The organism is Nocardia sp. NPDC060249 (assembly GCF_042728755.1).
In the GTDB taxonomy this organism is placed as follows: domain Bacteria; phylum Actinomycetota; class Actinomycetes; order Mycobacteriales; family Mycobacteriaceae; genus Nocardia.
The window spans coordinates 299,282-320,771 of sequence record NZ_JBHXAQ010000007.1 but is presented as its reverse complement, the minus strand read 5'-3'; the positions used below and the strand labels follow the sequence as shown (position 1 = coordinate 320,771).

23 protein-coding genes are annotated in these 21,490 nt (G+C 66.8%); 12 read left to right on the top strand and 11 right to left on the bottom strand.

Translation table 11 applies throughout. From position 1 onward, the window contains the following. Positions 1-104 precede the first annotated feature (104 nt). The 3 genes from lpdA (at position 105) to ACFWFP_RS24885 (ending at position 2,983) form a co-directional block, all read left to right on the top strand. Positions 105-1,508 (top strand): dihydrolipoyl dehydrogenase, encoded by a 1,404-nt coding sequence (gene lpdA / locus ACFWFP_RS24895; RefSeq protein WP_379298790.1) that lies wholly within the window; start codon positions 105-107, stop codon positions 1,506-1,508. A gap of 226 nt (positions 1,509-1,734) precedes the next feature. Further along, positions 1,735-2,235 (top strand): L,D-transpeptidase, encoded by a 501-nt coding sequence (locus ACFWFP_RS24890; protein WP_379298788.1) that lies wholly within the window; start codon positions 1,735-1,737, stop codon positions 2,233-2,235. A gap of 52 nt (positions 2,236-2,287) precedes the next feature. Further along, on the top strand, positions 2,288-2,983 hold the full coding sequence (locus ACFWFP_RS24885; protein WP_379298786.1) for a polysaccharide deacetylase family protein: 696 nt from the start codon (positions 2,288-2,290) through the stop codon (positions 2,981-2,983). A 1-nt stretch (position 2,984) separates the two neighbouring features. On the opposite strand, the gene ACFWFP_RS24880 is transcribed toward ACFWFP_RS24885, so the two are convergent. Continuing rightward, positions 2,985-3,392 carry a winged helix-turn-helix transcriptional regulator gene (locus ACFWFP_RS24880; protein ID WP_379298784.1) on the bottom strand — a complete coding sequence of 136 codons (408 nt, stop codon included), beginning with the start codon at positions 3,390-3,392 and terminating at the stop codon, positions 2,985-2,987. 85 nt (positions 3,393-3,477) lie between these two features. Between ACFWFP_RS24880 and ACFWFP_RS24875 the strand changes: the two genes are divergently transcribed. Both ACFWFP_RS24875 and ACFWFP_RS24870 read left to right on the top strand, forming a co-directional pair. After that, positions 3,478-4,317, top strand: coding sequence for an NmrA family NAD(P)-binding protein (locus tag ACFWFP_RS24875; RefSeq protein ID WP_379298782.1), 840 nt, complete (start codon positions 3,478-3,480; stop codon positions 4,315-4,317). Positions 4,318-4,494: 177 nt separating this feature from the next. Then, a complete protein-coding gene (locus ACFWFP_RS24870) occupies positions 4,495-4,818 on the top strand; it encodes a hypothetical protein (RefSeq protein ID WP_379298920.1) in 324 nt (107 codons plus the stop codon). Here the strand turns inward: ACFWFP_RS24870 and ACFWFP_RS24865 are convergent, their stop codons facing one another. Next, positions 4,819-5,196, bottom strand: a complete 378-nt coding sequence (locus ACFWFP_RS24865; RefSeq protein WP_378633914.1) for a VOC family protein — start codon at positions 5,194-5,196, stop codon at positions 4,819-4,821. A gap of 92 nt (positions 5,197-5,288) precedes the next feature. After that, complete coding sequence (locus ACFWFP_RS24860; RefSeq protein ID WP_379298780.1) at positions 5,289-5,834, bottom strand: carboxymuconolactone decarboxylase family protein; 546 nt, start codon at positions 5,832-5,834, stop codon at positions 5,289-5,291. A 202-nt stretch (positions 5,835-6,036) separates the two neighbouring features. On the opposite strand from ACFWFP_RS24860, the gene ACFWFP_RS24855 reads away from it, so the two are divergent. Beyond that, entirely contained in the window at positions 6,037-6,918 is an 882-nt protein-coding gene (locus ACFWFP_RS24855; RefSeq protein WP_379298778.1) for an NERD domain-containing protein, read from the top strand. On the opposite strand, the gene ACFWFP_RS24850 is transcribed toward ACFWFP_RS24855, so the two are convergent. The 6 genes from ACFWFP_RS24850 to urtA form a co-directional block, all read right to left on the bottom strand. Further along, complete coding sequence (locus tag ACFWFP_RS24850; RefSeq protein ID WP_379298776.1) at positions 6,919-7,668, bottom strand: GntR family transcriptional regulator; 750 nt, start codon at positions 7,666-7,668, stop codon at positions 6,919-6,921. Between the two features lie 14 nt (positions 7,669-7,682). Continuing rightward, a complete protein-coding gene (urtE, locus tag ACFWFP_RS24845) occupies positions 7,683-8,375 on the bottom strand; it encodes an urea ABC transporter ATP-binding subunit UrtE (protein ID WP_379298774.1) in 693 nt (230 codons plus the stop codon). After that, a complete protein-coding gene (gene urtD, locus ACFWFP_RS24840) occupies positions 8,368-9,171 on the bottom strand; it encodes an urea ABC transporter ATP-binding protein UrtD (RefSeq protein WP_379298772.1) in 804 nt (267 codons plus the stop codon). Before urtD ends, urtE begins: the two co-directional genes overlap by 8 nt. Next, entirely contained in the window at positions 9,168-10,298 is a 1,131-nt protein-coding gene (gene urtC, locus ACFWFP_RS24835) for an urea ABC transporter permease subunit UrtC (RefSeq protein ID WP_379298770.1), read from the bottom strand. The genes urtD and urtC overlap by 4 nt, the downstream gene beginning before the upstream one ends. Continuing rightward, positions 10,295-11,179, bottom strand: coding sequence for an urea ABC transporter permease subunit UrtB (gene urtB, locus ACFWFP_RS24830; RefSeq protein WP_379298768.1), 885 nt, complete (start codon positions 11,177-11,179; stop codon positions 10,295-10,297). The genes urtC and urtB overlap by 4 nt, the downstream gene beginning before the upstream one ends. Positions 11,180-11,249: 70 nt before the next feature. After that, positions 11,250-12,500, bottom strand: coding sequence for an urea ABC transporter substrate-binding protein (urtA, locus tag ACFWFP_RS24825; protein WP_379298766.1), 1,251 nt, complete (start codon positions 12,498-12,500; stop codon positions 11,250-11,252). A 338-nt stretch (positions 12,501-12,838) separates the two neighbouring features. Here urtA and ACFWFP_RS24820 point away from each other — a divergent pair, with 338 nt between their 5' ends. Further along, on the top strand, positions 12,839-14,668 hold the full coding sequence (locus tag ACFWFP_RS24820) for an acyl-CoA dehydrogenase (protein ID WP_379298764.1): 1,830 nt from the start codon (positions 12,839-12,841) through the stop codon (positions 14,666-14,668). Between the two features lie 10 nt (positions 14,669-14,678). Here ACFWFP_RS24820 and ramB read toward each other — a convergent pair whose 3' ends face one another. Then, positions 14,679-16,085, bottom strand: a complete 1,407-nt coding sequence (gene ramB, locus ACFWFP_RS24815; RefSeq protein WP_379298762.1) for an acetate metabolism transcriptional regulator RamB — start codon at positions 16,083-16,085, stop codon at positions 14,679-14,681. Positions 16,086-16,179: 94 nt separating this feature from the next. On the opposite strand from ramB, the gene ACFWFP_RS24810 reads away from it, so the two are divergent. The 5 genes from ACFWFP_RS24810 (at position 16,180) to ACFWFP_RS24790 (ending at position 20,398) form a co-directional block, all read left to right on the top strand. After that, complete coding sequence (locus tag ACFWFP_RS24810) at positions 16,180-17,694, top strand: ATP-dependent DNA ligase (RefSeq protein ID WP_379298760.1); 1,515 nt, start codon at positions 16,180-16,182, stop codon at positions 17,692-17,694. A 73-nt stretch (positions 17,695-17,767) separates the two neighbouring features. Next, positions 17,768-18,955: an anion permease gene (locus ACFWFP_RS24805; protein ID WP_379298758.1), complete on the top strand. Its 1,188-nt coding sequence runs from the start codon at positions 17,768-17,770 to the stop codon at positions 18,953-18,955. A 12-nt stretch (positions 18,956-18,967) separates the two neighbouring features. After that, positions 18,968-19,249, top strand: a complete 282-nt coding sequence (locus ACFWFP_RS24800; protein ID WP_379298756.1) for a hypothetical protein — start codon at positions 18,968-18,970, stop codon at positions 19,247-19,249. A gap of 11 nt (positions 19,250-19,260) precedes the next feature. Continuing rightward, positions 19,261-19,626 carry a DUF3349 domain-containing protein gene (locus tag ACFWFP_RS24795; protein WP_379298754.1) on the top strand — a complete coding sequence of 122 codons (366 nt, stop codon included), beginning with the start codon at positions 19,261-19,263 and terminating at the stop codon, positions 19,624-19,626. Between the two features lie 97 nt (positions 19,627-19,723). Continuing rightward, positions 19,724-20,398, top strand: a complete 675-nt coding sequence (locus ACFWFP_RS24790) for a TetR/AcrR family transcriptional regulator (protein ID WP_379298752.1) — start codon at positions 19,724-19,726, stop codon at positions 20,396-20,398. A gap of 63 nt (positions 20,399-20,461) precedes the next feature. On the opposite strand, the gene ACFWFP_RS24785 is transcribed toward ACFWFP_RS24790, so the two are convergent. Continuing rightward, on the bottom strand, positions 20,462-21,478 hold the full coding sequence (locus tag ACFWFP_RS24785) for an alpha/beta hydrolase (RefSeq protein ID WP_379298750.1): 1,017 nt from the start codon (positions 21,476-21,478) through the stop codon (positions 20,462-20,464). Positions 21,479-21,490: the final 12 nt, after the last annotated feature.

The window sequence follows — 21,490 nt, the reverse complement described above, 5'->3', positions numbered from 1 at the left end:
GCGCCGCGGCCCGGCTGACGGCGATCGTCGCCGGTCGGGAGCGCAGCTCACCTATGTGGGGGACGGGTGGGTGAACTCCTCGAAACAGAGTTAGGCTCGGTGACGTGACTTCCCACTACGATGTCGTCGTTCTCGGCGCTGGTCCCGGCGGATATGTCGCCGCGATCCGTGCCGCTCAACTCGGCCTGCGAACAGCGATTGTCGAGCAGAAATACTGGGGTGGCGTGTGCCTGAACGTGGGCTGCATCCCGTCCAAGGCACTGCTGCGCAACGCCGAGCTGGCCCATATCTTCCACAAGGAAGCCAAGACCTTCGGCATCTCCGGTGAGGTCAGCTTCGACTTCGGTGCCGCCTTCGATCGCAGCCGCAAGGTGGCCGACGGTCGGGTCAAGGGCGTGCACTTCCTGATGAAGAAGAACAAGATCGACGAGTTCGACGGCCTCGGCACCTTCACCGGCCCGAACTCGATCGACGTGGCTCTCACCAAGGGCGGCGCCGAGACGATCACGTTCGACAACGTCATCATCGCCACCGGCACCACCACCAAGCTGCTGCCGGGCACCCAGCTCTCCGAGAACGTGGTCACCTACGAGGAGCAGATCCTCACCCGTGACCTACCCGGCTCGATCCTGATCGTCGGCGCGGGCGCGATCGGCATGGAGTTCGCCTACGTCCTCAAGAACTACGGCGTCGACGTGCGGATCGTGGAGTTCCTCGACCGCGCGCTGCCCAACGAGGACGCCGACGTCTCCAAGGAGATCACCAAGCAGTACAAGAAGCTCGGCATCACCATCTCCACCGGTGCGGCCGTGCAGTCGATCGACGACGACGGCTCCAAGGTCACCGTCCAGATCAAGGACAACAAGTCCGGCGCGATCGAGACCGTCACCGTCGACAAGGTGCTGCAGGCCGTCGGCTTCGCGCCGCGGGTGGAGGGCTACGGCCTGGAGACCACCGGCGTCGCGCTCACCGACCGTGGCGCCATCGAGATCGACGACTACATGCGCACCAACGTGGGCCACATCTACGCGATCGGTGACGTCACCGCCAAGCTGCAGCTCGCCCATGTGGCGGAGGCGCAGGGCGTGGTCGCGGCCGAGACCATCGGCGGCGCCGAGACGATGACCCTGGGTGACTACCGGATGATGCCGCGCGCCACCTTCTGTCAGCCGCAGGTCGCCAGCTTCGGTCTCACCGAGCAGCAGGCCCGCGACGAGGGCTACGACGTGAAGGTCGCGAACTTCCCGTTCCAGGCCAACGGCAAGGCCCACGGTCTCGGCGACCCGACCGGCTTCGTGAAGCTGATCGCCGACAGCACGCACGGTGAACTCCTCGGCGGGCACCTGATCGGCCCTGACGTGTCCGAACTGCTGCCCGAACTCACCCTCGCCCAGAAGTGGGACCTCACCGTCAACGAGGTGGCCCGCAATGTGCACACCCACCCGACGCTGAGCGAAGCGGTGCAGGAAGCGATTCACGGCCTCGCGGGGCACATGATCAACTTCTGAGATATCAGCTGAAACGGCCGGGTGCGCGATCGCGTGCCCGGCTTTTTGGTTTCTATTCGGTCTTTTTCCGGGCGTTGATTTGGTGAATCAGGGTCTGTGGCCGATGATCGACATCACCTCCAGGTAGTTGTTCCACGCTCGTGTTCGGCATTTTGTGTTCCATGAGATGGTCCCCTCACCCGGGCAGGCTCGCGGGTGGCGGGCACGGTTGAGAGGCAACGACTCGATGAGCAAGAGCATTCTCGGTTGGACAGCACGGATCGCGGCAACAGTCGCCGTCGCTGTGGCCGGATTCGGCACAGTGACGCCAGCCACCGCGGAACCTCTTTTCCCCGGTGGGCCGGACGTTCCCGGTGTTCCCGCCATCGTTCCCACCGCATCGCCGTGCCCGGTCGTCGAAGCCAGGGCGTGCCTGCGGCTGTCGACGAACGAGGCGTGGCTGGTCGACAACGGCCGGGTGATCTTCGGGCCGACGCCGATTTCGCACGGCATGGCCGGCTACGAAACGCCGCCCGCGGTGACCAAGATTTCCTTCAAGCGGGAATTCCACTGGAGCACGATGCACAACGCGCCGATGCGCTGGGCCACCTTCTTCAACGGCGACATGGCATTCCACGTGGGACCGGTCGATTCGAAATCGCACGGGTGTGTGCGCATGACCGAAGACGGCGCCCACCGTTTCTTCGACTACCTGAAGCCGGGCGACATCACTCAAGTCATCGTCTAGGTACACCGGTAACTCACCGGGCTGAGCGGGCCCGGTGAGTTACCGTCTGTCCATGCGTCGGTGGTTGGTGGGTGGGATTGTCGGCCTCGTCGTGGTCATGGCGGTGGTGGCCGGTCTGTATGTGTTGATGAATTCACGGACCTATCAGGTGGCGGGGCGGCTGGTAGATCGGGTCGAGACCGAAGAGAAGGTCGTCGCGTTGACCTTCGACGACGGACCGACCGCGCGGACGCCGGAGGTGCTGCGGACGCTGCGGGAATTGCAGGTTCGGGCGACCTTCTACCTGGTCGGCGCGGACTTGGCCGCGCATCCCGAATACGGTGCGGCGATCGTGGGCGCGGGCCACGAGATCGGGAATCACTCCTATTCGCACCGGCGCATGGTGCTGGTTTCCGGCGATACCGTGCGCGAGGAGATCGAGCGGACCGACGCCGAGATCCGTCGCGCCGGGTATCCGGGGCCGATCAGTTTCCGCCCGCCGTACGGCAAGAAACTGTGGACGCTGCCGCGGTATCTCGCCGACCACGATCGCACCTCGGTGACCTGGGATGTGGAGCCCGATTCCGCGGGTGGCGCGTCTCGCGAGGCCATCGTCGCCGATACTCTCGCCGAGACCCGGCCGGGCTCGATCATCTTGCTGCACGTCATGCACGGCGCCGAATCCATTACCGCGGTGCCCGAGATCGTCGACGGATTGCGCGCGCGGGGCTACCGATTCGTCACGGTCTCCGAGCTGCTCGCGCGTTGAGTCAGTGCTGGCCGGTGATCCCCGCGCGGTGGTAGCTGTCCTGTGCCGTGCGGACGGTGTCCATATTGGATTCCAGGACGACGATCAGCGACTCCAGCCGGTCCGCGACCGTGGTGCCCAGCTCCGTGAGGGTGTATTCGACGCGGGGCGGAATCGCTTCGAGGACCTCGCGATGGACCATGCCGTCGCGTTCCAGCGACTGCAGGGTCTGCGAGAGCATGCGCTCGCTCACGCCGTCGACCCGGCGGCGCAGGGCGCTGAATCGGACGGGGCCGTCGCGTAGCGCGACCAAGGCGAGCACACCCCACCGTCCGGTGATGTTCTGCAGGACGGGGCGGGAATCGCAATTGCGCGCGAAGACGTCGGCTTCCAGCGTGGGGTCGTGGTCCGCGGGGGTCGTCTCGGGCATGGATCCATCTTACTCACTTGACGCAAGTGCCTACTGGAGGAATAGTGCTTACTAATAGTTAGCGCTTGTGCCGATGGAGGTAGCAATGACCGTGGCAGTGACAGCAGCAGGGGGAAAGCTCGGCCGATTGGTCGTGGAGGCACTGCTCGCCGCAGGGGAGCAGCCGGTCGCGATCGTGCGCGATCCGAGCAAAGTGGCCGACCTCGCCGCGCGCGGCGCGCAAGTGCGGCAGGCGTCCTACGACGATCCGGCGGCCCTCGACGCTGCCCTGGCCGGGGTGGACCGGGTGCTGCTGATCTCGGGCACCGAGTTCGGCAAGCGAGTCGCCCAGCACACCAATGTCCTGCGCGCCGCCGAGCGCGCCGGGGTCGAACTGCTGGCCTACACCAGCATTCCGCGCGCCGACAGCAATCCGATGCTGCTGGCCGCCGAGCACCGTGGCACCGAAGAGGTGCTGGCGAGCGCCGCCGTGCCGACGGTGCTGCTGCGCAACAGCTGGTACTGGGAGAACTACACGGGCGCCGTCGCGAACGCCGCACAGTCCGGTGTCCTCTACGGTGCGATGGCCGCGGGCCGGGTCTCCGGCGCCGCCAGGGCCGACTACGCCGAGGCCGCCGCGCGCGTGCTCACGGGTGCGGGGCACGAAGGCCGCGTCTACGAGCTGGGCGGTGACGAGGCGCTGACCGGCGCCGACCTGGCGGCCGCGGTCGCCGAGGCGAAGGGCTCCCCGGTCCGCTACGCCGACCTCTCCACGGACGACTACGCCGCGGCCCTGCGCGCAGCGGGTCTGGAGGAGCAGTACGCCGCCGTCCTCGCCGACGCCGACGCCGGTATCGGCGAGGGCTTGCTCGAGGTGACCACCGGCGATCTGACCGAGCTCCTCGGCCGCCCGGCGACCTCGGCGTCTACGGTCTTCGCGCAATAGCCGCCGCCATCCATGACCACAGCGCATGAGTAGCTCACCGGGTGTGGGCTCACCCTATGGCTGCGCCCTGGTCGACCGGAGTACCCGGCGAGGCGGAACAGCGGTACCGTCGGGGTCGTGGCTGATCAAACTCCCCGTCGACGTTCGCACTCCTGGCTGAGCGGATTGCTGTTCGTCATGGGCACCCTGCACTTCGTAGCGCCCAAGCCGTTCGACAAGATCGTGCCGCCGCAGCTGCCCGGCAACCCGCGGACCTACACCTATGCGTCCGGGGTTGCCGAGCTGGGCGTGGCGACCGCGCTGGCCGTGCCGCGCACGCGAAAGCTGGGTGGCTGGCTGGCCGCGGCGCTGTTCATCGGTGTCTTCCCGGCCAATATCCAGATGACGGTGGATGTGGTCGGTAATCCGAAGGCGCCCACGGCTTTCAAGGCAGGCGTGCTGGCGCGGCTGCCGTTGCAGATCCCGATGGTCGTGGCCGCGCTGCGCATCGCCCGTCGCTGATCACACCCATTGCACGAGCTGGATGACGATCCCGTTGGGGTCGGTCATCTGGAAGTATCGCTCGCCCCACTCCTCGGTTTCGATGGGCGTCTCGATCGGGACGCCCTCGGCCCGCAGGCGGTCGTATTCGCGGTCGATGTCGTCGACGACGAAGACGACGAGCAGTCCCTCGCCCGCGCTCCCGGCGATGCGGGCGGGCTTGAACGAGCCGAGCCCGGTGCGCAGGTAGATCACGTCCATGCCCGCGTCGGCCCGCGTCACATTGACGAATCCGTCGGCGGCCATCTTCTCGGTGAAGCCGAGGTGGTCGATCAGGAACTGCGCCGAGGCCTGGGGGTCGGCGACATTGAGCGAGAGGGCGGAAGCGCTGATCTGCATGGGGTCTCCTCGGTGGCGATTAACTCCGTACGTTGTACGCCTTTACTGTGGGAGATCTTGCGCGGGCTCGCTATATGACCTAGGTCACACCGTCAGAACGTGTCGCGCTCGATCCGCAAGGTCGTGATGGTCGATGCCAGACCCTCGTACTGGTTGATCAACAGCACGATCTCGATCAGCGTCCGCTCGTCGTAGTGCTCGGCCAGCGCGTTCCACGCCGCATCGTCCACGTTGCGGGTGGTCACCAGCTGATCGACGACAGTCAGCAGTGCCCGCTGCCGCGGAGTCCAGCCTTCGGCCTCGGGACCTGCCACGACCCGCTCGATTTCGACCGCCGACAGCCCCGCCTTGCGGCCCAATCGACGATGATGGTCGGCCTCGTAGTCGCACGCGCGCAGCTGTGCGACCCGCAGGATCACCAGCTCGGCCTCGGCTCGCGGCAACCGGCCACCCGGCATCAGCTTGCCGGAGAAATGCAGCCAGCCGCGAAAGAGCCCGCCCGTGCGACCGAGGGTGCTGAACAGATGCGCGTCCTCGGTGCCCGACGCACGGGAAAGTACCTGCCAGACAACCCAGTTGATCGGCCCGAGTTCACCGAACCGTCCCGGCGAAACGCGTGGTAGGGGCGCTGAATCCATCTCTGATCCACCTGTCTTCTCGAACATCGTCGGCCAAGATCGGAGCGTACTCGCCGGTATCCGCCCCTGAGGTCACTCCTGTATTCGTGCCGGTTTTCTTTGGTTTCCAGTGGTTTTCGGAACAGTTGCGCGTCATGATCGGTGGGTACCGCAGCGCGCAGCGGCGGTGTGAGGTCGCAGCACTGGTAGGGGAACATCGCACATGCTGGTTCGGATCAGACCGGGTGCCGAGCTCACCGGCGCCGAGCGCGAGCTCGTGGACTGCCTGCGTGCCTATCCGAGTACGGGGCTCGCGCTGGTCGACTGCCGGGTGGGTGACCGGCGGCTCGGCGCGGTGATCGTGACGCCGCGCGGGATCACGGTGCTCGAGGTGAAGGGTTTCCGGCGACGGCAGAGCGGGCTGCTCAGCGCTGCCGCCGACGGCAGCTGGCGGATCAGCGACAGTCCGCTGGATTTAGCCGCCGACGCGTCGAACGGTCTCACCGACCGGGTCGAACACGGCGTGCACGCGGTGCGGGTCGCGCTGGAGCAGGCGTTGCAGGACAGCAGACATGTGTCCGGCGCGGTGGTGCTCGTGCCGTATCGGGGTGTGGTGGTGCGGCCCGCGCGCACCGCGCTGCGGCCCGGTCTCGACGTGCTGGTCGCGAACAGCGTCGACGCGCACGAGCTGCGGGTATACCTGGAAGGCTTCTCGGCGGGACCGCGCGAATGGACGGTCGAACGGGTGCTCAACACCTGTACGGCGCTCGGTGCGGTCGAGGTGCCGTCGCGGGCCGAGCTGGTCGAGGAGGGCTTCGACACCCATCGACCCGCGCCGGCTCCGGTGGTGCCGCAGGTGCGCAAATTCAGTGAGCCTGTCCCGCCTGCTGATCCGTCGCCCCGGGGAAAGTTCGTCGGCATCGGACTGTTCGCCGCCGCGCTGCTCGGCATCTTCGTCGTCTTCGTGGTGGTCGGCGTGGCGCTGTTTCAGGATTCGCCGCATCCGCGCCCGATGTCGGATACCTCGCAGACGTCGACGACCCGTGCGCCCGCGTCGGCGACTCCGCGCAAGACCGAGTGCTGGCCGTTCCAGGCGGAATGCTGATCAATCCCGCACGGCGCGACCGAGTTTGGTGAAGGCGATCGCCTGTTCGGCGCGCACCCGCACATGCGCGCGGGAGGAATCGATGTGCGCGGTGAGGGTGCGCAGGGCCTGTTCGTCGTCGCCGGCGAGCACCTGTTCGGCGATGGTGATGTGGTCGGCCGTCATGGCCGCCACCCGTTCGGCGGTCGCCACATCCATCGTGCGTACCGGGCGAACCCGCAGGTAGACGGCGGCCAGTGCCTCGGCGAGGGCGGAATTGCCCGCCGCCCGCAGCAGTTCGGTGTGGAACCGCTCGTCGGCCGCGACCAGGTCGGGCCCGGGTTCCGGTGGGGTGTCACGGTATTCGAGCCAGCGGGCCAGCTCCGCGCGCACGGTGGGCGGGTCGTGCTCGATCGGAATGTTCGCCTGGACGGAACCGCCGGCGGCGATGCGCTGAAAACCACGGGATTCCAGCACGATTCGTAGTTCGTAGAGCTCGTCGAGTTCGTTCAGGCGAGGCCGGTACAGGTAGAGACCGTCGGCATGGCGCTGCACGAGCCCGTCGGCCTGGAGCCGGGCCAGCGCCTCGCGCACCGGGGTGCGCGAGACGCCGTAGCGCTGGGCCAGCCGCTCGGCGCGCAGTCGTTCGGTCGGCGCCAGTTCCCCGGTGGCGAGGTCGTGGCGGAGTTGGTCGTAGACGCGGGCGGCCAGCGGTACCCGCCGCCGGCCGCCGGCGGGACGCGCGTCCTCGCCCGATCCCCTCCCGGCCATGTGCGCCGCTGCGATCAGATCGCCATCGCCGCGCGGACGGCGGACTCCGCGCCCGCGCCGCCTGTCCCGGTCGAGCCGAGATGTCCCGAGTGCAGCACGTAGTACTGCTGTGCGGCCTGCAGTGCGAAGCCGATGTGCTGCTCCACCAGCAGCACGCTCAAACCGCCGCGCTGCGTCAATTCGATGATGGTGCGCTCGATCTCGGCGACCACCGACGGCTGGATGCCCTCGGTCGGTTCGTCGAGGATGAGCAGCTTCGGCTCGGTGATCAGTGCCCGCGCGATGGCCAGCTGCTGACGTTGCCCGCCCGAGAGCAGGCCCGCCTTGCGGGTGAGCAGGTCCTTCAGCGCGGGGAACAGATCGAGGGATTCGTCGATCAGCGCCTTGCCGCGCTTGCGTCCGTCCGCGACCACCTGCAGGTTCTCGGCGGTGGTCAGCTGCCCGAAGCTCTGCTGGCCCTGCGGTACATAGCCGATTCCGCGCTTGACCCGTTGCGAGGGTGAGAGTTTGGTGATCTTCTCGCCGTCGAAGGTGATGGTCCCCGATTTGGTGGGCAGCAGCCCCACCGCGGCGCGCAGCAGGGTGGTCTTGCCCGCGCCGTTGTGGCCCATGATCGCGACGACGCTGTCGTCGGGCACGGTCATGCTGACGCCGTGGATGACCTCGGTGCGCCCGTATCCGGAACGGATGTCGTGTAGTTCAAGCATCGGCCGGCTCCTTGTCTGTCGCGACCAGAGTCGCGGTACCGAGATAGACCTCTTGCACCTTCGGATCGGCCTGCACCTGTTCGACGCTGCCCTCGCTGAGCACCTTGCCGCCCGCGAGCACGGTGACCGAGGTGGCGAAGGACCGCATGAAGTCCATGTCGTGCTCGACGACGATCACCACGCGATCACTGCCGATGCGGCGCAACAGGTTTCCGGTTTCCTCGCGCTCCTCGGCGCTCATGCCGGCGACGGGCTCGTCGAGCAGCAGCACCGACGCGTTCTGCACCAGCAGCATGCCGATCTCGAGCCACTGCTTCTGTCCGTGCGCGAGCACCCCGGCGGGCTTGTCCCGCAGCGCGGTGAGACCCGTTGTCTCCAAAGCCTCTTCGATGCTCGGCAGCACCGACTTGCGCAGGCGCAGCAGCGACAGTGCCGAACGGCCGGCGCCCGCCGCGATGTCCAGGTTCTGCAACACGGTGAGCTGCTCGAACACACTGGCTGTCTGGAAGGTGCGCCCGACGCCGAGGCGCGCGATCTGGTGCACCTTCTTGCCGAGGAGTTCGGTGCCCGACTTCTGCGCCGAACCGGTGGCCGGGACGAGGCCGGTGATGGCGTCGATCAGCGTGGTCTTACCCGCGCCGTTCGGGCCGATCAGGAACCGCAGGTCGCCCTGCAGCACCGTGAGATCGACCTCGGTGACCGCCTTGAATCCGTCGAAACTCACCGAGAGGCCGCGAATTTCGAGGTAGTCGCTGTCCATGCCCGCGTTGCCGCCGGCTTTGGGTTCGGGTGTCATCGCGCGTGCACCTCTTCCTCGATCACGACCGGCGCGGGTTCTTCCGGTGCGGGCGGCAACTTCTTGCGACTGTCGAGCCAGCCCTTGAACATCGGCCACAGTCCGGCCAGCCCGGCGGGGATGAAGCCGACGACCACGATGAACAGGATGCCCTGCATGTAGGTCCAGCCCGACGGGAACGACTCCGACAGCGAGGTCTGCGCCCAGGCCACCCCGATCGCGCCGAGGATCGGCCCGAGCAGCGTGGTGCGGCCACCGATGGCGACGCCGATCAGGAAGGCGATCGACGGGATGACGCCGATGTCGGCGGGGGAGATGATGCCGACGATCGGGGTGAACAACGCACCCGCGATCCCGGCGAGGAACGCCGCCACGACGTAGGCGACGATCTTGATGTTGGCCGGGTCGTAGCCGAGGAAGCGCACCCGTTCCTCCGCGTCACGCACCGCGACGAGCAGTTCGCCGTAGCGGCTGCGGTTGAGCTGACGGATCAGGGCCACCACCACGAGCAGCGTGCCCGCGGCGATGAAGAACAGCATCTGCCGGTTGGCCGGGTCCGAGAGCCGGAATCCGAAGAAGGAGCGGAAGTCCGACAGCCCGGTGAAGCCGCCGATGGCCTGCTGTCCGGTGAGCAGGATCGCCAGCGCCGCGGCCAGCGCCTGGCTCAGGATGGCGAAGTAGGCGCCGCGCACCCGGCGCTTGAACACGCCGTAGCCGAGCACGGCGGCGACCAGCGCGGGCAGCACCAGGATGCCGAGAATGGCGACCGGCGCGGAGCTGAACGGCTGCCAGAAACCGGGGAGTTCGCTGATCCCGGAGATCTCCATGAACTCCGGGACGTCGTTGCCGAGACGAGCGGCGTCGGCGAGCTGCATGTGCATGGCCATGATGTAGGCGCCGATGCCGAAGAACACGCCCTGGCCGAGGGTGAGCATTCCGCCACGGCCCCAAGCCAATCCGATGCCGGCAGCCACGATGGCGAAGCAGAGGAACTTGGCGAGCAGGTTCAGGCGGAAGTCGCTCAGGACCGCCGGGGCGACGGCGAACAGCAGGATGGCGGCAACGGCGAACCCGACCAGGGGCGTGAGTCGCGGGTGCGCGCGGAGACGTTCGGTGAGTGCGGTCATGCCAGGCTCCTCGTCCGCACGGTGAACAGGCCCTGCGGGCGGACCTGCAGGAAGATGACGATCACTACGAACACGATCACCTTCGCGATGGACGCGGTGGTGGAGTATTCGATGAACGAGTTGAGCAGGCCGAGCGCGAACGCCGCGATCACCGTGCCCTTGATCTGGCCGAGGCCACCGATCACGACCACCAGGAACGCGTCGATCAGATAGCTCTGGCCGATGGTGGGGCTCGTCGAACCGATCAGGGTGAGCGCCACACCGGCGACACCGGCCAGTCCGGATCCGATGAAGAACGTGCTGATGTCGGTGAATCTGCTGGAGATGCCGCTGGTTTCGGCGAGCCCGCGGTTCTGCACGACGGCGCGAATCCGTCGACCCATCGGGGTGGTCTTGAGCACGGCGGCCAGGGCGGTCACCGCCACGATCGCCAGCACCAGGATGAAGATGCGGGTCTTCGGCACGACCGCGCCCGCGATAGTGATGCCGCCACTGAGCCATTCGGGCACCAGTACGTTCTTGGCGGGTGCGCCGAAGATGTCACGCGCGGCCTGCTGGAGCACGAGTCCGACACCGAAGGTGACCAGCAGGGTGTCCAGCGGCCGGTCGTACATGTAGCGGATCAGCCCCATCTCCAGGGCGGCGCCGAGCAGGCCGCCGATGAGGAAGCCCATCAGCAGGGACACGACCAGCGAGACTCCGGCCGACGAGAAGACTTGCTGCACTACATAAGTGGTGTAGCAACCGGCCATGATGAATTCGCCGTGCGCCATATTGATGACGCCCATCTGACCGAACGTCAGGGATAGGCCGAGCGCGGCGAGCAGAAGAATGGATCCCAGACTCAGCCCGGTGAAGAGCTGACTGATCAGCACGTCCATTGCAGTGGACTCCTTGGAGAGGGGGCGATGTGGGACGCGCGCACTACGCGTCCCACATCTGTCGGGCTGTTTACTTGAGGCCCTTGGCCCACTCGTAGGACTTCAGGTACGGGTCCGGGGTGATGGCCTTGCCGGAATCCCAGACGGTGTAGATCAGGCCGTCGGGACGGATCTCACCGATCCGGGCGGTCTTGGTGATGTGGTGGTTGGAGCCGTCGATGGTGACGGTGCCCTCCGGGGCGTCGAAGCTCACGCCGTCGGCCGCGGCCTGAATGTCGGCCACCGCGAACGACTTCGCCTTCTCGACGGTGTTCTTCCACAGGTAGACCGAGGCGTACGCGGCTTCCATCGGGTCGGAGGTGGGCTTGTCGGCGCCGAAGGCCGCCTTGTAGTCGGCGACGAACTTCTTGTTCGCCGGGGAGTCGACGGTCTGGTAGTAGTTCCAGGCGGTCAGCTGGCCCGCGATGTTCTGCGCGCCGATACCGGCGACCTCTTCCTCGGCGATCGACACCGAAACCACCGGCATCTCAGCGGCTTTCAGGCCGGCGTTGGTGTACTCGCGGAAGAAGGCGACGTTGGAGTCGCCGTTGAGGGTGTTGAACACCGCGCCCGCCTTGGCGGCACGCACCTTGTTGACGATGGTGGAGAAGTCGGTGGAGCCGAGCGGGGTGTAGTCCTCGCCCTTGATCTCGATGCCGTTGGCCGCGGCGTAGGCCTTGATCTCGCGGTTGGCGGTCTGTGGGAAGACGTAGTCGGAGCCGACCAGGTAGAGGGACTTGATGCCCTTCTGCTTCAGGTAGTCCAGCGCGGGAATGATCTGCTGGTTGGTGGTGGCGCCGGTGTAGAAGATGTTCTTGGAATCTTCCAGTCCCTCGTATTGCACGGGGTAGTAGAGCAGCGAGTTCAGGTTCTCGAACTTGGGCTTCATGGCCTTGCGGCTCGACGAGGTCCAGCCGCCGAATACCGAAGCGACACAGTCGGAACTGATCAGCTTCTCCGCCTTCTCGGCGAAGGTCTTGGGGTCGGAGGCGCCGTCTTCGAGGACGATCTCGATCTTCTTGCCGAGCACACCGCCCGCCGCGTTGATCTGGTCGATCGCCAGCTTGGTCGAATTGGCCACGGTGACTTCGGAAATGGCCATCGTGCCCGACAGCGAGTGCAGCGAGCCCACCTTGATGGTGTCCTTGCTGGTGTCGACGCAGGAGGCGGCGGTCGAGCCGGTCGACGCGTCGTCGCGAGCACCACAGCCGGTGAGCAGCAGGCCGGCGACGGCCACCGCGGCAGGCACGGCAAGTGCCTTGACCAAACGGGATTCAGACATGGGGCGGTTCTCCTCATCAGGTGTAACGGCGGCGCCACACGCGCCACAACGAACACCACCGCTGCTCCCCGGCGACTGGATGTACACCGAGTTGTATACAGCTGCTGTATTCGTGATTCGAGACAGTAGATGGAACTTGTTGCACCCGAATGACTCCCGATCACGTGCCCGTTTCGTCTGTTTCGTCCGTGTGAATTGTTCGCCGTGGAAGCTGTCGAAGGGTCTCCTTGCCTACGGTTGCGTAGGGACGCGCGGGTGCGGCACGCTTCGATTTGTACGACGTCGAGCAGCCGAGTCACGCGGCAATCGGCCGTGTGCGGTCAGTCGAGGAGGGCCCAGTGGGGCACTACAAGGCGAACGTGCGTGACATCGAGTTCAATCTGTTCGAGGTGCTGAACCTCGACAAGCTTCTGGATACCGGCGCCTACGGCGACCTGGACTCCGATACGGTGCGCCAGCTCCTCGACGAGGTCAAACACCTGGCCGAGGGGCCGATCGCGGACTCGTTCGCCGAGGCCGACCGGCACCCGGTGGTCTTCGACCCCGAAACCCACGTCATCACCGTGCCCGATCCGCTGCGCAAAACGGTGGAGGTGGTGCACGAGGCGGGCTGGTACCGCCTCGCCATGCCGGCGGGAATGGATGGCACCGCCGCCCCGAACGCGCTGATGTGGGCGATCAACGAGCTCATCATCTGCGCCAATCCGGCAGCCAGCTTCTTCAACATGGGCCCGCTGATGGGCTCGGTGCTCTACGAGCTCGGCAACGACGAACAGAAACGCTGGGCACAGGGCGGATTCGAGCGCGGGTGGCAGGCCACCATGGTGCTCACCGAGCCGGACGCCGGATCCGATGTCGGCGCCGGTCGCACCAAGGCGGTGCCGCAGCCCGACGGGTCGTGGCACCTCGAGGGGGTGAAGCGGTTCATTTCCGGCGGTGACGTGGGAGATACGGCGGAGAACATGTTTCACCTGGTACTCGCCCGGCCGGAGGGCGCGGGCCCCGGCACCAAGGGACTTTCGCTGTTCTACGTGCCGAAGTTCCTCTTCGATCCCGAGACGCTGAAACCCGGCGACCGCAACGGTGTGTATGTGACCGGGGTCGAGCACAAGATGGGCATCAAATCCTCGCCGACCTGCGAGCTGACCTTCGGCGGCACCGCGGTGCCCGCCAAGGGCTGGCTGGTCGGCGATGTGCACAACGGCATCGCCCAGATGTTCAAGGTGATCGAGAACGCGCGGATGACGGTGGGTGTGAAGTCGTCCGGGACGTTGTCGACCGGGTACTTGAACGCGCTCGAGTACGCCAAGACGCGGGTGCAGGGCGCGGATCTGACGCAGATCGCCGACAAGGCGGCACCGCGCGTCACCATTGCCCATCACCCCGATGTGCGCCGGTCGCTGGCCCTGCAGAAGGCCTACGCGGAGGGGCTGCGGGCGGTGTATCTGTATACCGCCGCGCATCAGAACGCGGATGTGGCGCAGCTGGTTTCCGGCGCCGATCCGGAGACCGCGCACCGCGTGGACGATCTGCTGCTGCCGATCGTCAAAGGCGTCGGATCCGAGCGGGCGTATCAGTTGCTCACCGAGTCACTGCAAACTTTCGGCGGTTCGGGCTATCTGCAGGACTATCCGATCGAGCAGTACATTCGCGACGCCAAGATCGATTCGCTCTACGAGGGCACCACGGCGATCCAGGCTCAGGACTTCTTCTTCCGCAAGATCATTCGCGATCGCGGTGTCGCGTTGGCGCACGTGAACGCTCAGATCAGCGTCTACCTGGACAACGACACCGGCCGCTTCGCCGTCGAGCGCGCCCTGCTGCGTACCGCCCAGGCCGACATCGGCGCGATGGCCGCCACCCTCACCGGCTACGCCATGGCGGGCCGGACCGAGCCCACCGAGCTCTACAAGGTGGGCCTGGGCGCGGTCCGCTTTCTGATGTCGGTCGGTGACCTGCTCATCGCCTGGCGCCTGCTGGTCCAGGCCGATATCGCCGCCGCTGCCCTGGCCGCCGACGCCGCACCACAGGACCGCCCCTTCTACCAGGGCAAAGTCGCCGCGGCGAGCTTCTTCGCCAAGAATGTCCTGCCCGAGCTCACCGCCGCCAAGAACATCCTCGCCGCCATCGACAACGACATCATGGCCGTCCCGGAGGAGGCGTTCTGAGTGGGGCGAACTACTTGATGAGGTACGGCGAGACCGAGCTGCGGTGTTCGCTGATGTCGAGGGCCTTGCCCAGCGGCGGGAAGGCACGCTGAGGACAGTTGGAGCGCACACACACTCGGCAGCCCGCGCCGATGGGGGTGGCGTTGGCTTCGCCGAGGTCGATGCCGTCGGCGTAGACGACGCGGCCCGCGTGGCGCAGTTCGCAGCCGAGGCCGATGGCGAAGGTCTTGCCGGGTTGGCCGTAGCGGGTGGCGCGGCGTTCCACGGTGCGCGCGATCCAGAGGTATTTGCGGCCGTCGGGCATCTGGGCGATCTGGGTCATGATCTTGCCGGGGTAGGCGAAGGTCTCGTAGACATTCCAGAGCGGGCAGGTACCGCCGCTGGCCGAGAAGTGGAAACCCGTGGCGGACTGGCGCTTCGACATATTGCCCGCGCGGTCGACGCGCACGAAGGAGAACGGGACGCCGCGCAGGGTGGGCCGTTGCAGGGTCGACAGGCGGTGGCAGATGGTTTCGAAACTCTGCGAGAAATGGGCCGACAGGCGTTCGATGTCGTAGCGGAAATTCTCGGCCACCTCGTGAAAGTGCGTGTAGGGCAGGACCATCGCGGCCGCGAAGTAGTTCGCCAAGCCGAGCATCGCGAGTTTGTGCGAGGCGTCGGAAGCGAAATTGCCCTCGTCGACCAGTTTTTCGAGTAGCGGGCCGCACTCCAGGTAGGCGAGTTCGGCGGCGAGTTTGAAGGTGCGCTGTCCGCCGGACAGGTGCGGGGAGATCTCGAGCTGTTGGGTCTCGGGGTCGAAGTGGTGCAGCACGCCCTCGCCGAGGTCGATGCGCTCGCTGATCCGCACGCCGTGCGCCCGCAGCAGGCGCACGATCTCGGTACTCACCTCGCCGCCGTGGAACCGGATACGCGCGGTGAGATCCTCTGCGGCGGTGTCCAATTCGTGGATGTAGTTCTGGCGCTGATAGAAGTAGTCGCGCACTTCCTCGTGCGGCTTGCTGATCGCGGCGCTGCCGGAACCGTCGGCGAACCGGTCCTCGGTGGCGGCGGCCAGCTGCGCGCTGGTGTTGCGGTAGCGATTGTGCATGGCCACCAGGGCGCGCGCCATCGACGGATGCGCGGAGACCATGTCGGCGATCTGCTGGGTGTCGGCCTCGATGCCGAGCTCGGCGTCCATCACCACTTCGGACAGCTCGGCGATGAGCCGGGTGTCGTCCTGGGCGGAGAAGAAGGTGGGGTCGACGCCGAAGACCTCGTTGATGCGCGTCAGCACCGGCACGGTGAGCGGTCGCACGTCGTGTTCGATCTGGTTCAGATAGCTGGCCGAGATCTCCAGTTTCTGCGCGAGCGCCACCTGGCTCAGCCCACGTTCGGTACGCAGCTGGCGCAGCCGCGCTCCGACATAGGTCTTGGCCATATGTCCAGTTTAGGGGCGGTTTCGCAGCCTTGCCAATGGATTCTTAACACCGGGGCTCGAGCTCTGTGTCACACCCTCGCGATACTGTCGTGTGGTGCTGTTCAGCGATGTCGTCACGGCCTCCGCGGCCGTGCGGGCGACCCGGTCGCGCAAGGCGAAAACCGCCGCGCTGGCCGAGCTCTTCGGTGCCGCGGGCCCGGCCGAGATCGGGACCGTGGTGGCGTGGTTGTCCGGCGAGCTGGTGCAGGGCCGGATCGGGGCCGGTTGGCGCACGGTGGCCGGGCTCGAGACACCGCCGAGCAGCGACGCGAGCCTCACCGTGGGCGCGGTGGACGACATCTTCTCCCAGCTCACCGAGCTGAACGGCAAGGGCTCGACCAACCGGCGCCGCGCATTGCTGACCGCGCTCTTCACCGCCGCTACCGCGGAGGAACAGTCCTTCCTGGTCCGCCTGCTCACCGGCGAACTCCGGCAGGGCGCGCTCACCGCGATCGTCATCGAGGCGCTCGCACAGTCCACCGGCATCCCCGTCGACGTGGTGCGCCGGGCCCACATGCTCTCGGGCCGGCTGCCCGTCACCGCGACGGCCGCGCTCGCCGGGGGCGAGCAAGCCCTGGCCGCGTTCCGCCTCGAAGTAGGCCGCCCGGTAGCGCCGATGCTCGCCGCACCCGGCGGTTCGCTGGACGAAGCCCTCGCCGAGCTGGGCTCCGACATCAGCGTCGAACACAAGCTCGACGGCGCCCGCATCCAGGTGCACCGCGACGGCGACCAGGTCTGGGTCTTCACCAGAACCCTGCGCGACATCACCGCGGGGGTGCCCGAACTCGTCGACCTGGTCAAAACCCTCGACTGCGCCACCGTCGTGCTCGACGGCGAAACCCTCGCCCTGACCGACGCGGGCCGCCCACGCCCGTTCCAGGAAACGATGAGCCGGTTCGCCACCATCGGCGATCCACGCCGGTTGCACCCCTATTTCTTCGACTGCCTGCACCTGGACGGCGTCGACCTGATCGACGAACCACTGCGCGTGCGGCGCACCGCGCTCGAACGGGTCGCGGGCGATCACAGCATTCCGGCGCTCATCGCGCCGACCCCCGAGGCGGCCGCCGACTGCTACGACGACGCACTGGCCGTCGGCAACGAGGGCGTGATGGTCAAGGCGCTCGACGCCCCGTACGCCGCGGGCCGCCGCGGCAAGGCCTGGCAGAAGATCAAACCCGCGCACACCCTCGACCTACTGGTGATCGGCGCGGAATGGGGTTACGGCCGCCGCACCGGTTTCCTGTCCAATCTGCATCTGGCGGCCCGCGATCCGGAGACCGGTGAGCCGGTGATGGTCGGCAAGACGTTCAAGGGGCTCACCGACGAACTGCTGCGCTGGCAGACCGAGGAATTCCCGCGTCACGAAACCCACCGCGACGGTCAGGCCGTGTATCTGCGCTCCGAACTCGTCGTCGAGATCGCGCTCGACGGCGTCCAGACCAGTACCCGGTATCCGGGCGGAGTCGCGCTGCGCTTCGCCAGGGTGGTGCGGTACCGGCCGGACAAGGAACCGCGTGAGGCCGACACCATCGAGGCGGTGCGCGCGCTCGGCGTGGCGTCCGGCTGAGCTCAGCCGCTGGTCGTGCGACTTACCCGCAACAGTTTGGCAATCCGGCGGCAGCATGCGACACACTGTTCCCGTGAGCGCCGAACTAATGGTCCTGTTGATCGTCATCGCGACAGCTCTCGTCTTCGACTTCACGAACGGATTCCACGACACGGCCAACGCCATGGCGACCTCGATCGCCACCGGAGCGCTGAAGCCGAAGACGGCGGTCGCGCTCTCGGGTGTGCTGAACCTGATCGGGGCGTTTCTGTCGGTAGCGGTCGCGGCGACGGTGGCCAAGGGGATCGTGAAATTGGACGATGTGAGCGGGCAGGACCTGCTGGTAATCGTCTTCGCGGGCCTCGTCGGCGGCATCCTGTGGAACCTGCTGACCTGGCTGCTCGGCCTGCCGTCGAGTTCCTCGCACGCCCTGTTCGGCGGCCTGATCGGCTCGACGATCGCCGCGCTCGGCTGGAACGGCGTGATCTGGGCATCGGGGTCGGACGGCGTGCTGATCAAGATCGTGCTGCCCGCGCTGCTCGCCCCCGTGATCGCCGCCATGGTGGCGGCGATCGGCACGTTCGTGGTGTACCGGATCACCCGTGGCGTCGACCAGGAGAAGTCCGAAGAAGGTTTCCGCTGGGGCCAGATCGGTTCGGCCTCCCTGGTCTCGCTGGCGCACGGCACCAACGACGCGCAGAAGACGATGGGCGTGATCTTCCTCGCGCTGGTCGCCTACGGCTCGCTGGACAAGGACGACCACATGCCGCTGTGGGTGATGGCCGCCTGTGCCGTCGCGATCGCGCTGGGCACCTATCTCGGCGGCTGGCGGATCATCAGGACCCTCGGCAAGGGTCTGGTCGAGATCGAGTCGCCGCAGGGCCTGGCCGCCGAGTCGACCTCGGCGGCGATCATCCTCACCTCGGCGCATTTCGGCCTGCCGCTGTCGACCACGCAGACCGCGACCGGCGCGATCCTCGGTACCGGCATCGGCAAGGGCGCCGAGGTGCGCTGGCGGGTGATGGGCCGGATGGCCGTCGCCTGGCTGCTGACCCTGCCGATGGCCGGCATCGTCGGCGCGATCTGCTGGGCGATCGCGAACGTCATCGGTGGACTCCCCGGTGTGCTCGTGGTGTTCGGCCTCCTGATCGGCGGGGCGCTCGGAATCTATCTGCGGTCGCGCCGGGACCCGGTCGGCACTCACAATGTGAACGAATGGCCCGATGGCCATCAGCCACCCACCTCGGCACCGTCGCCGATCGACCAGAACCATGCCGGGTAGAGGGGAGCGATCATGCACACCGTGATCACCAATCTGAGTTCACTGTGGGAAGTGGTGCTCGCCGCGCTGATCTTCGGAGCGGGTGTTCCCGCGGTCTTCGCCCTCGCGGTGCGGTGGTGGGCCAATGCCGAGACCGTCGACGCCGAGGGCCGGGTCCGGCGCAACTATCCGGCGCTGGCGGGTGCGCTGAGCTGTGTGGTCCTCATCGTCGTCGTGGTGATCACCGGAATCCTGTTCACCGCCAAGGCGTTCATCGCCCACCAGTTCGGCATCCACCTGTTCGGCCAATCATGAGTGAGGAAGCCATGACCGATCCGAACCCCACTCCCGCGACCCCGCCGGTCCGTGGCAACCTGCTCTCGCGCGTGCTGGAATGGCTGCGCGCGGGCTACCCGCAGGGCATTCCCCAGTCGGACTACGTCGCGTTGTTCGCGGTACTGCACCGCCATCTCACCGACTACGAGGTGAGGGTGATCGGGGAGAAACTGGTGGAGGCGAATCCGAATCGGGAATCGATCAGCGAGGCCGAAATCGCGGCCGCCATCGCCGATTTCGCGAAGGAGCAGCCCGCGCCCGCCGATGTCTCGCGGGTGGCTTCGCATCTGGCCGCCGGTGGCTGGCCGCTGGCCGAACCACTCGACGACGGAGAAGCCGCCACCGAACAGAATTGATTCGGAGTTCGACAATTCCGATACGCCAGCGGAATTCGCTCGCGGCGACAATGGCGAATCGCCCGGCTGTCCGGCGATCGCGCGCTAGCATGCATCCGTGGTTCGGCGTGCGGATGTAACCGATAGTGGTCGTAGTTACGGTGGATTGTCGCGCCAGCAGCGAGTCGCGCTACGCCGCAACAGGTTGACCGACGCGGCGCTGGAACTATTCGGCACCCAGGGATATTCGTCGACCTCGATCGAGCGACTGTGTTCGACCGCGAATGTGTCGACCCGCAGTTTCTACGAAGACATCGGTAGCCGCGAGGCCCTGCTGATCGCACTCGTCGACCGGTTGAACGCGGCCGCGCTGCGCCGCCTCGACGAGGCATTGGAGCACACCAGCGAACAGCCGCTGGTGGTCCGCGTGGTGGAGAGTTTCCGCGCGTTCCTCGCCGTGACCTGCCGTGATCGCCGGGCGGCGCGGGTGTTCTATGTCGAGGTCGTCGGGGTGAGTCCGGTGGTGGAGGAATGGCGGCGCGCGCAGCGGCGGTCGATCTCGGCGCTGCTCACCCGGGAAGCGCAGCGCGCGGCCGAACGCGGCGAAGCGGAATCGCGCAGCCTGCACCTGTTCGGTCTCGCGGTCATCGGCGCCGTGAATTCCCTCGCCCAGGAGATGGTGCACGCCACCGTTCCCGGCGATGCGATCTCGGTCGACGAGATCTGCGAAGAGATCGCCTATTTCATCCGCTCCGGGCTCACGGTGCGCACGGCGGTCGCGCCGACCACGTAGCTGCACGGCAACGCAAAAGCGGGAGGCATCCGAATCCGGATGCCTCCCGCTTTTCGTGGGAAATCAGATACCCATGCCCTGCGCGAGCAGCGGCCACGACTCGTGCAGCGCCTGCTCCCAGTACGGCCAGTAGTGGGTGCCCATCGGGGTGAACTGGTAGGTCGCCGGGATGTTCAGCGAGTCCAGCTTGGCCTTCAGGTTCTGCGTGCACGCGTTGGTCGCCGCCTCGATACCGATGCCGAGACCGAGGTTGATCACGCCCATCGGGCCGGGCGAACCGTTGAGGTAGTAGGCCACGTCGGCGTTGGTCGGCATGCCGCTACCGCTGGAGATGTAGAGGTTGGTACCGCGCAGCTTCTCCGCGTTGACGACCGGGTCGTTCTCGACCCACGCGGGATCGTTGTCCGGGCCGTACATGTTCGCGGTCTTGCCACCGGCCCAGGTCTCCACGGAGAACTTGACGGCCTGCTTGCCCATCGGGTCGGCGATCTGCGCGCAGCCACTGTAGGCGGCGACGGACTTGAACAGACCCGGGTTGGCCTCGGCCAGCTGCAGCACCGAGGTGCCGGAGGTGGACAGGCCGGCCAGCGAGTTCAGGCCGGTCGAGTTCAGGGCGCCGTCGAGCAGCGGCGGCAGCTCCTGGGTGAAGAAGGTGCTCCACTTGTTCAGGCCCAGCTTCGGGTCTTCGGCTTTCCAGTCGGTGTAGTAGCTGCCGCGGCCGCCGATCGGCTGGATCACATTGACCTGCTTGTCGGCCAGGAAGCTGAGCGCCTGGGTCTGCGCCGCCCAGCTGGCGGTGCCCTCACCGCCGTCGAGGCCGTTGAGCATGTAGAAGTTGGGAGCGGGCTTGGACTCGTCGACGGGACGCTGCACGTCGATCGTGATGTCCTTCTTCATCGCCGCCGAGTACACCTTCAGATGCCACACGCGTCCGTCTTTGACGATGGACGACACGGCTGAGGGCTTCTCGGGTGCGGCGGTCGCGGCGCCACCGGCGACAACGGCCACCGACAACGCGGCGGTCAGAGCCACGGCGGTGGTGCGCAGCGCGGCCACGGTACGTAGTGCAGAGAGCTTCATCGAACAGTCGGT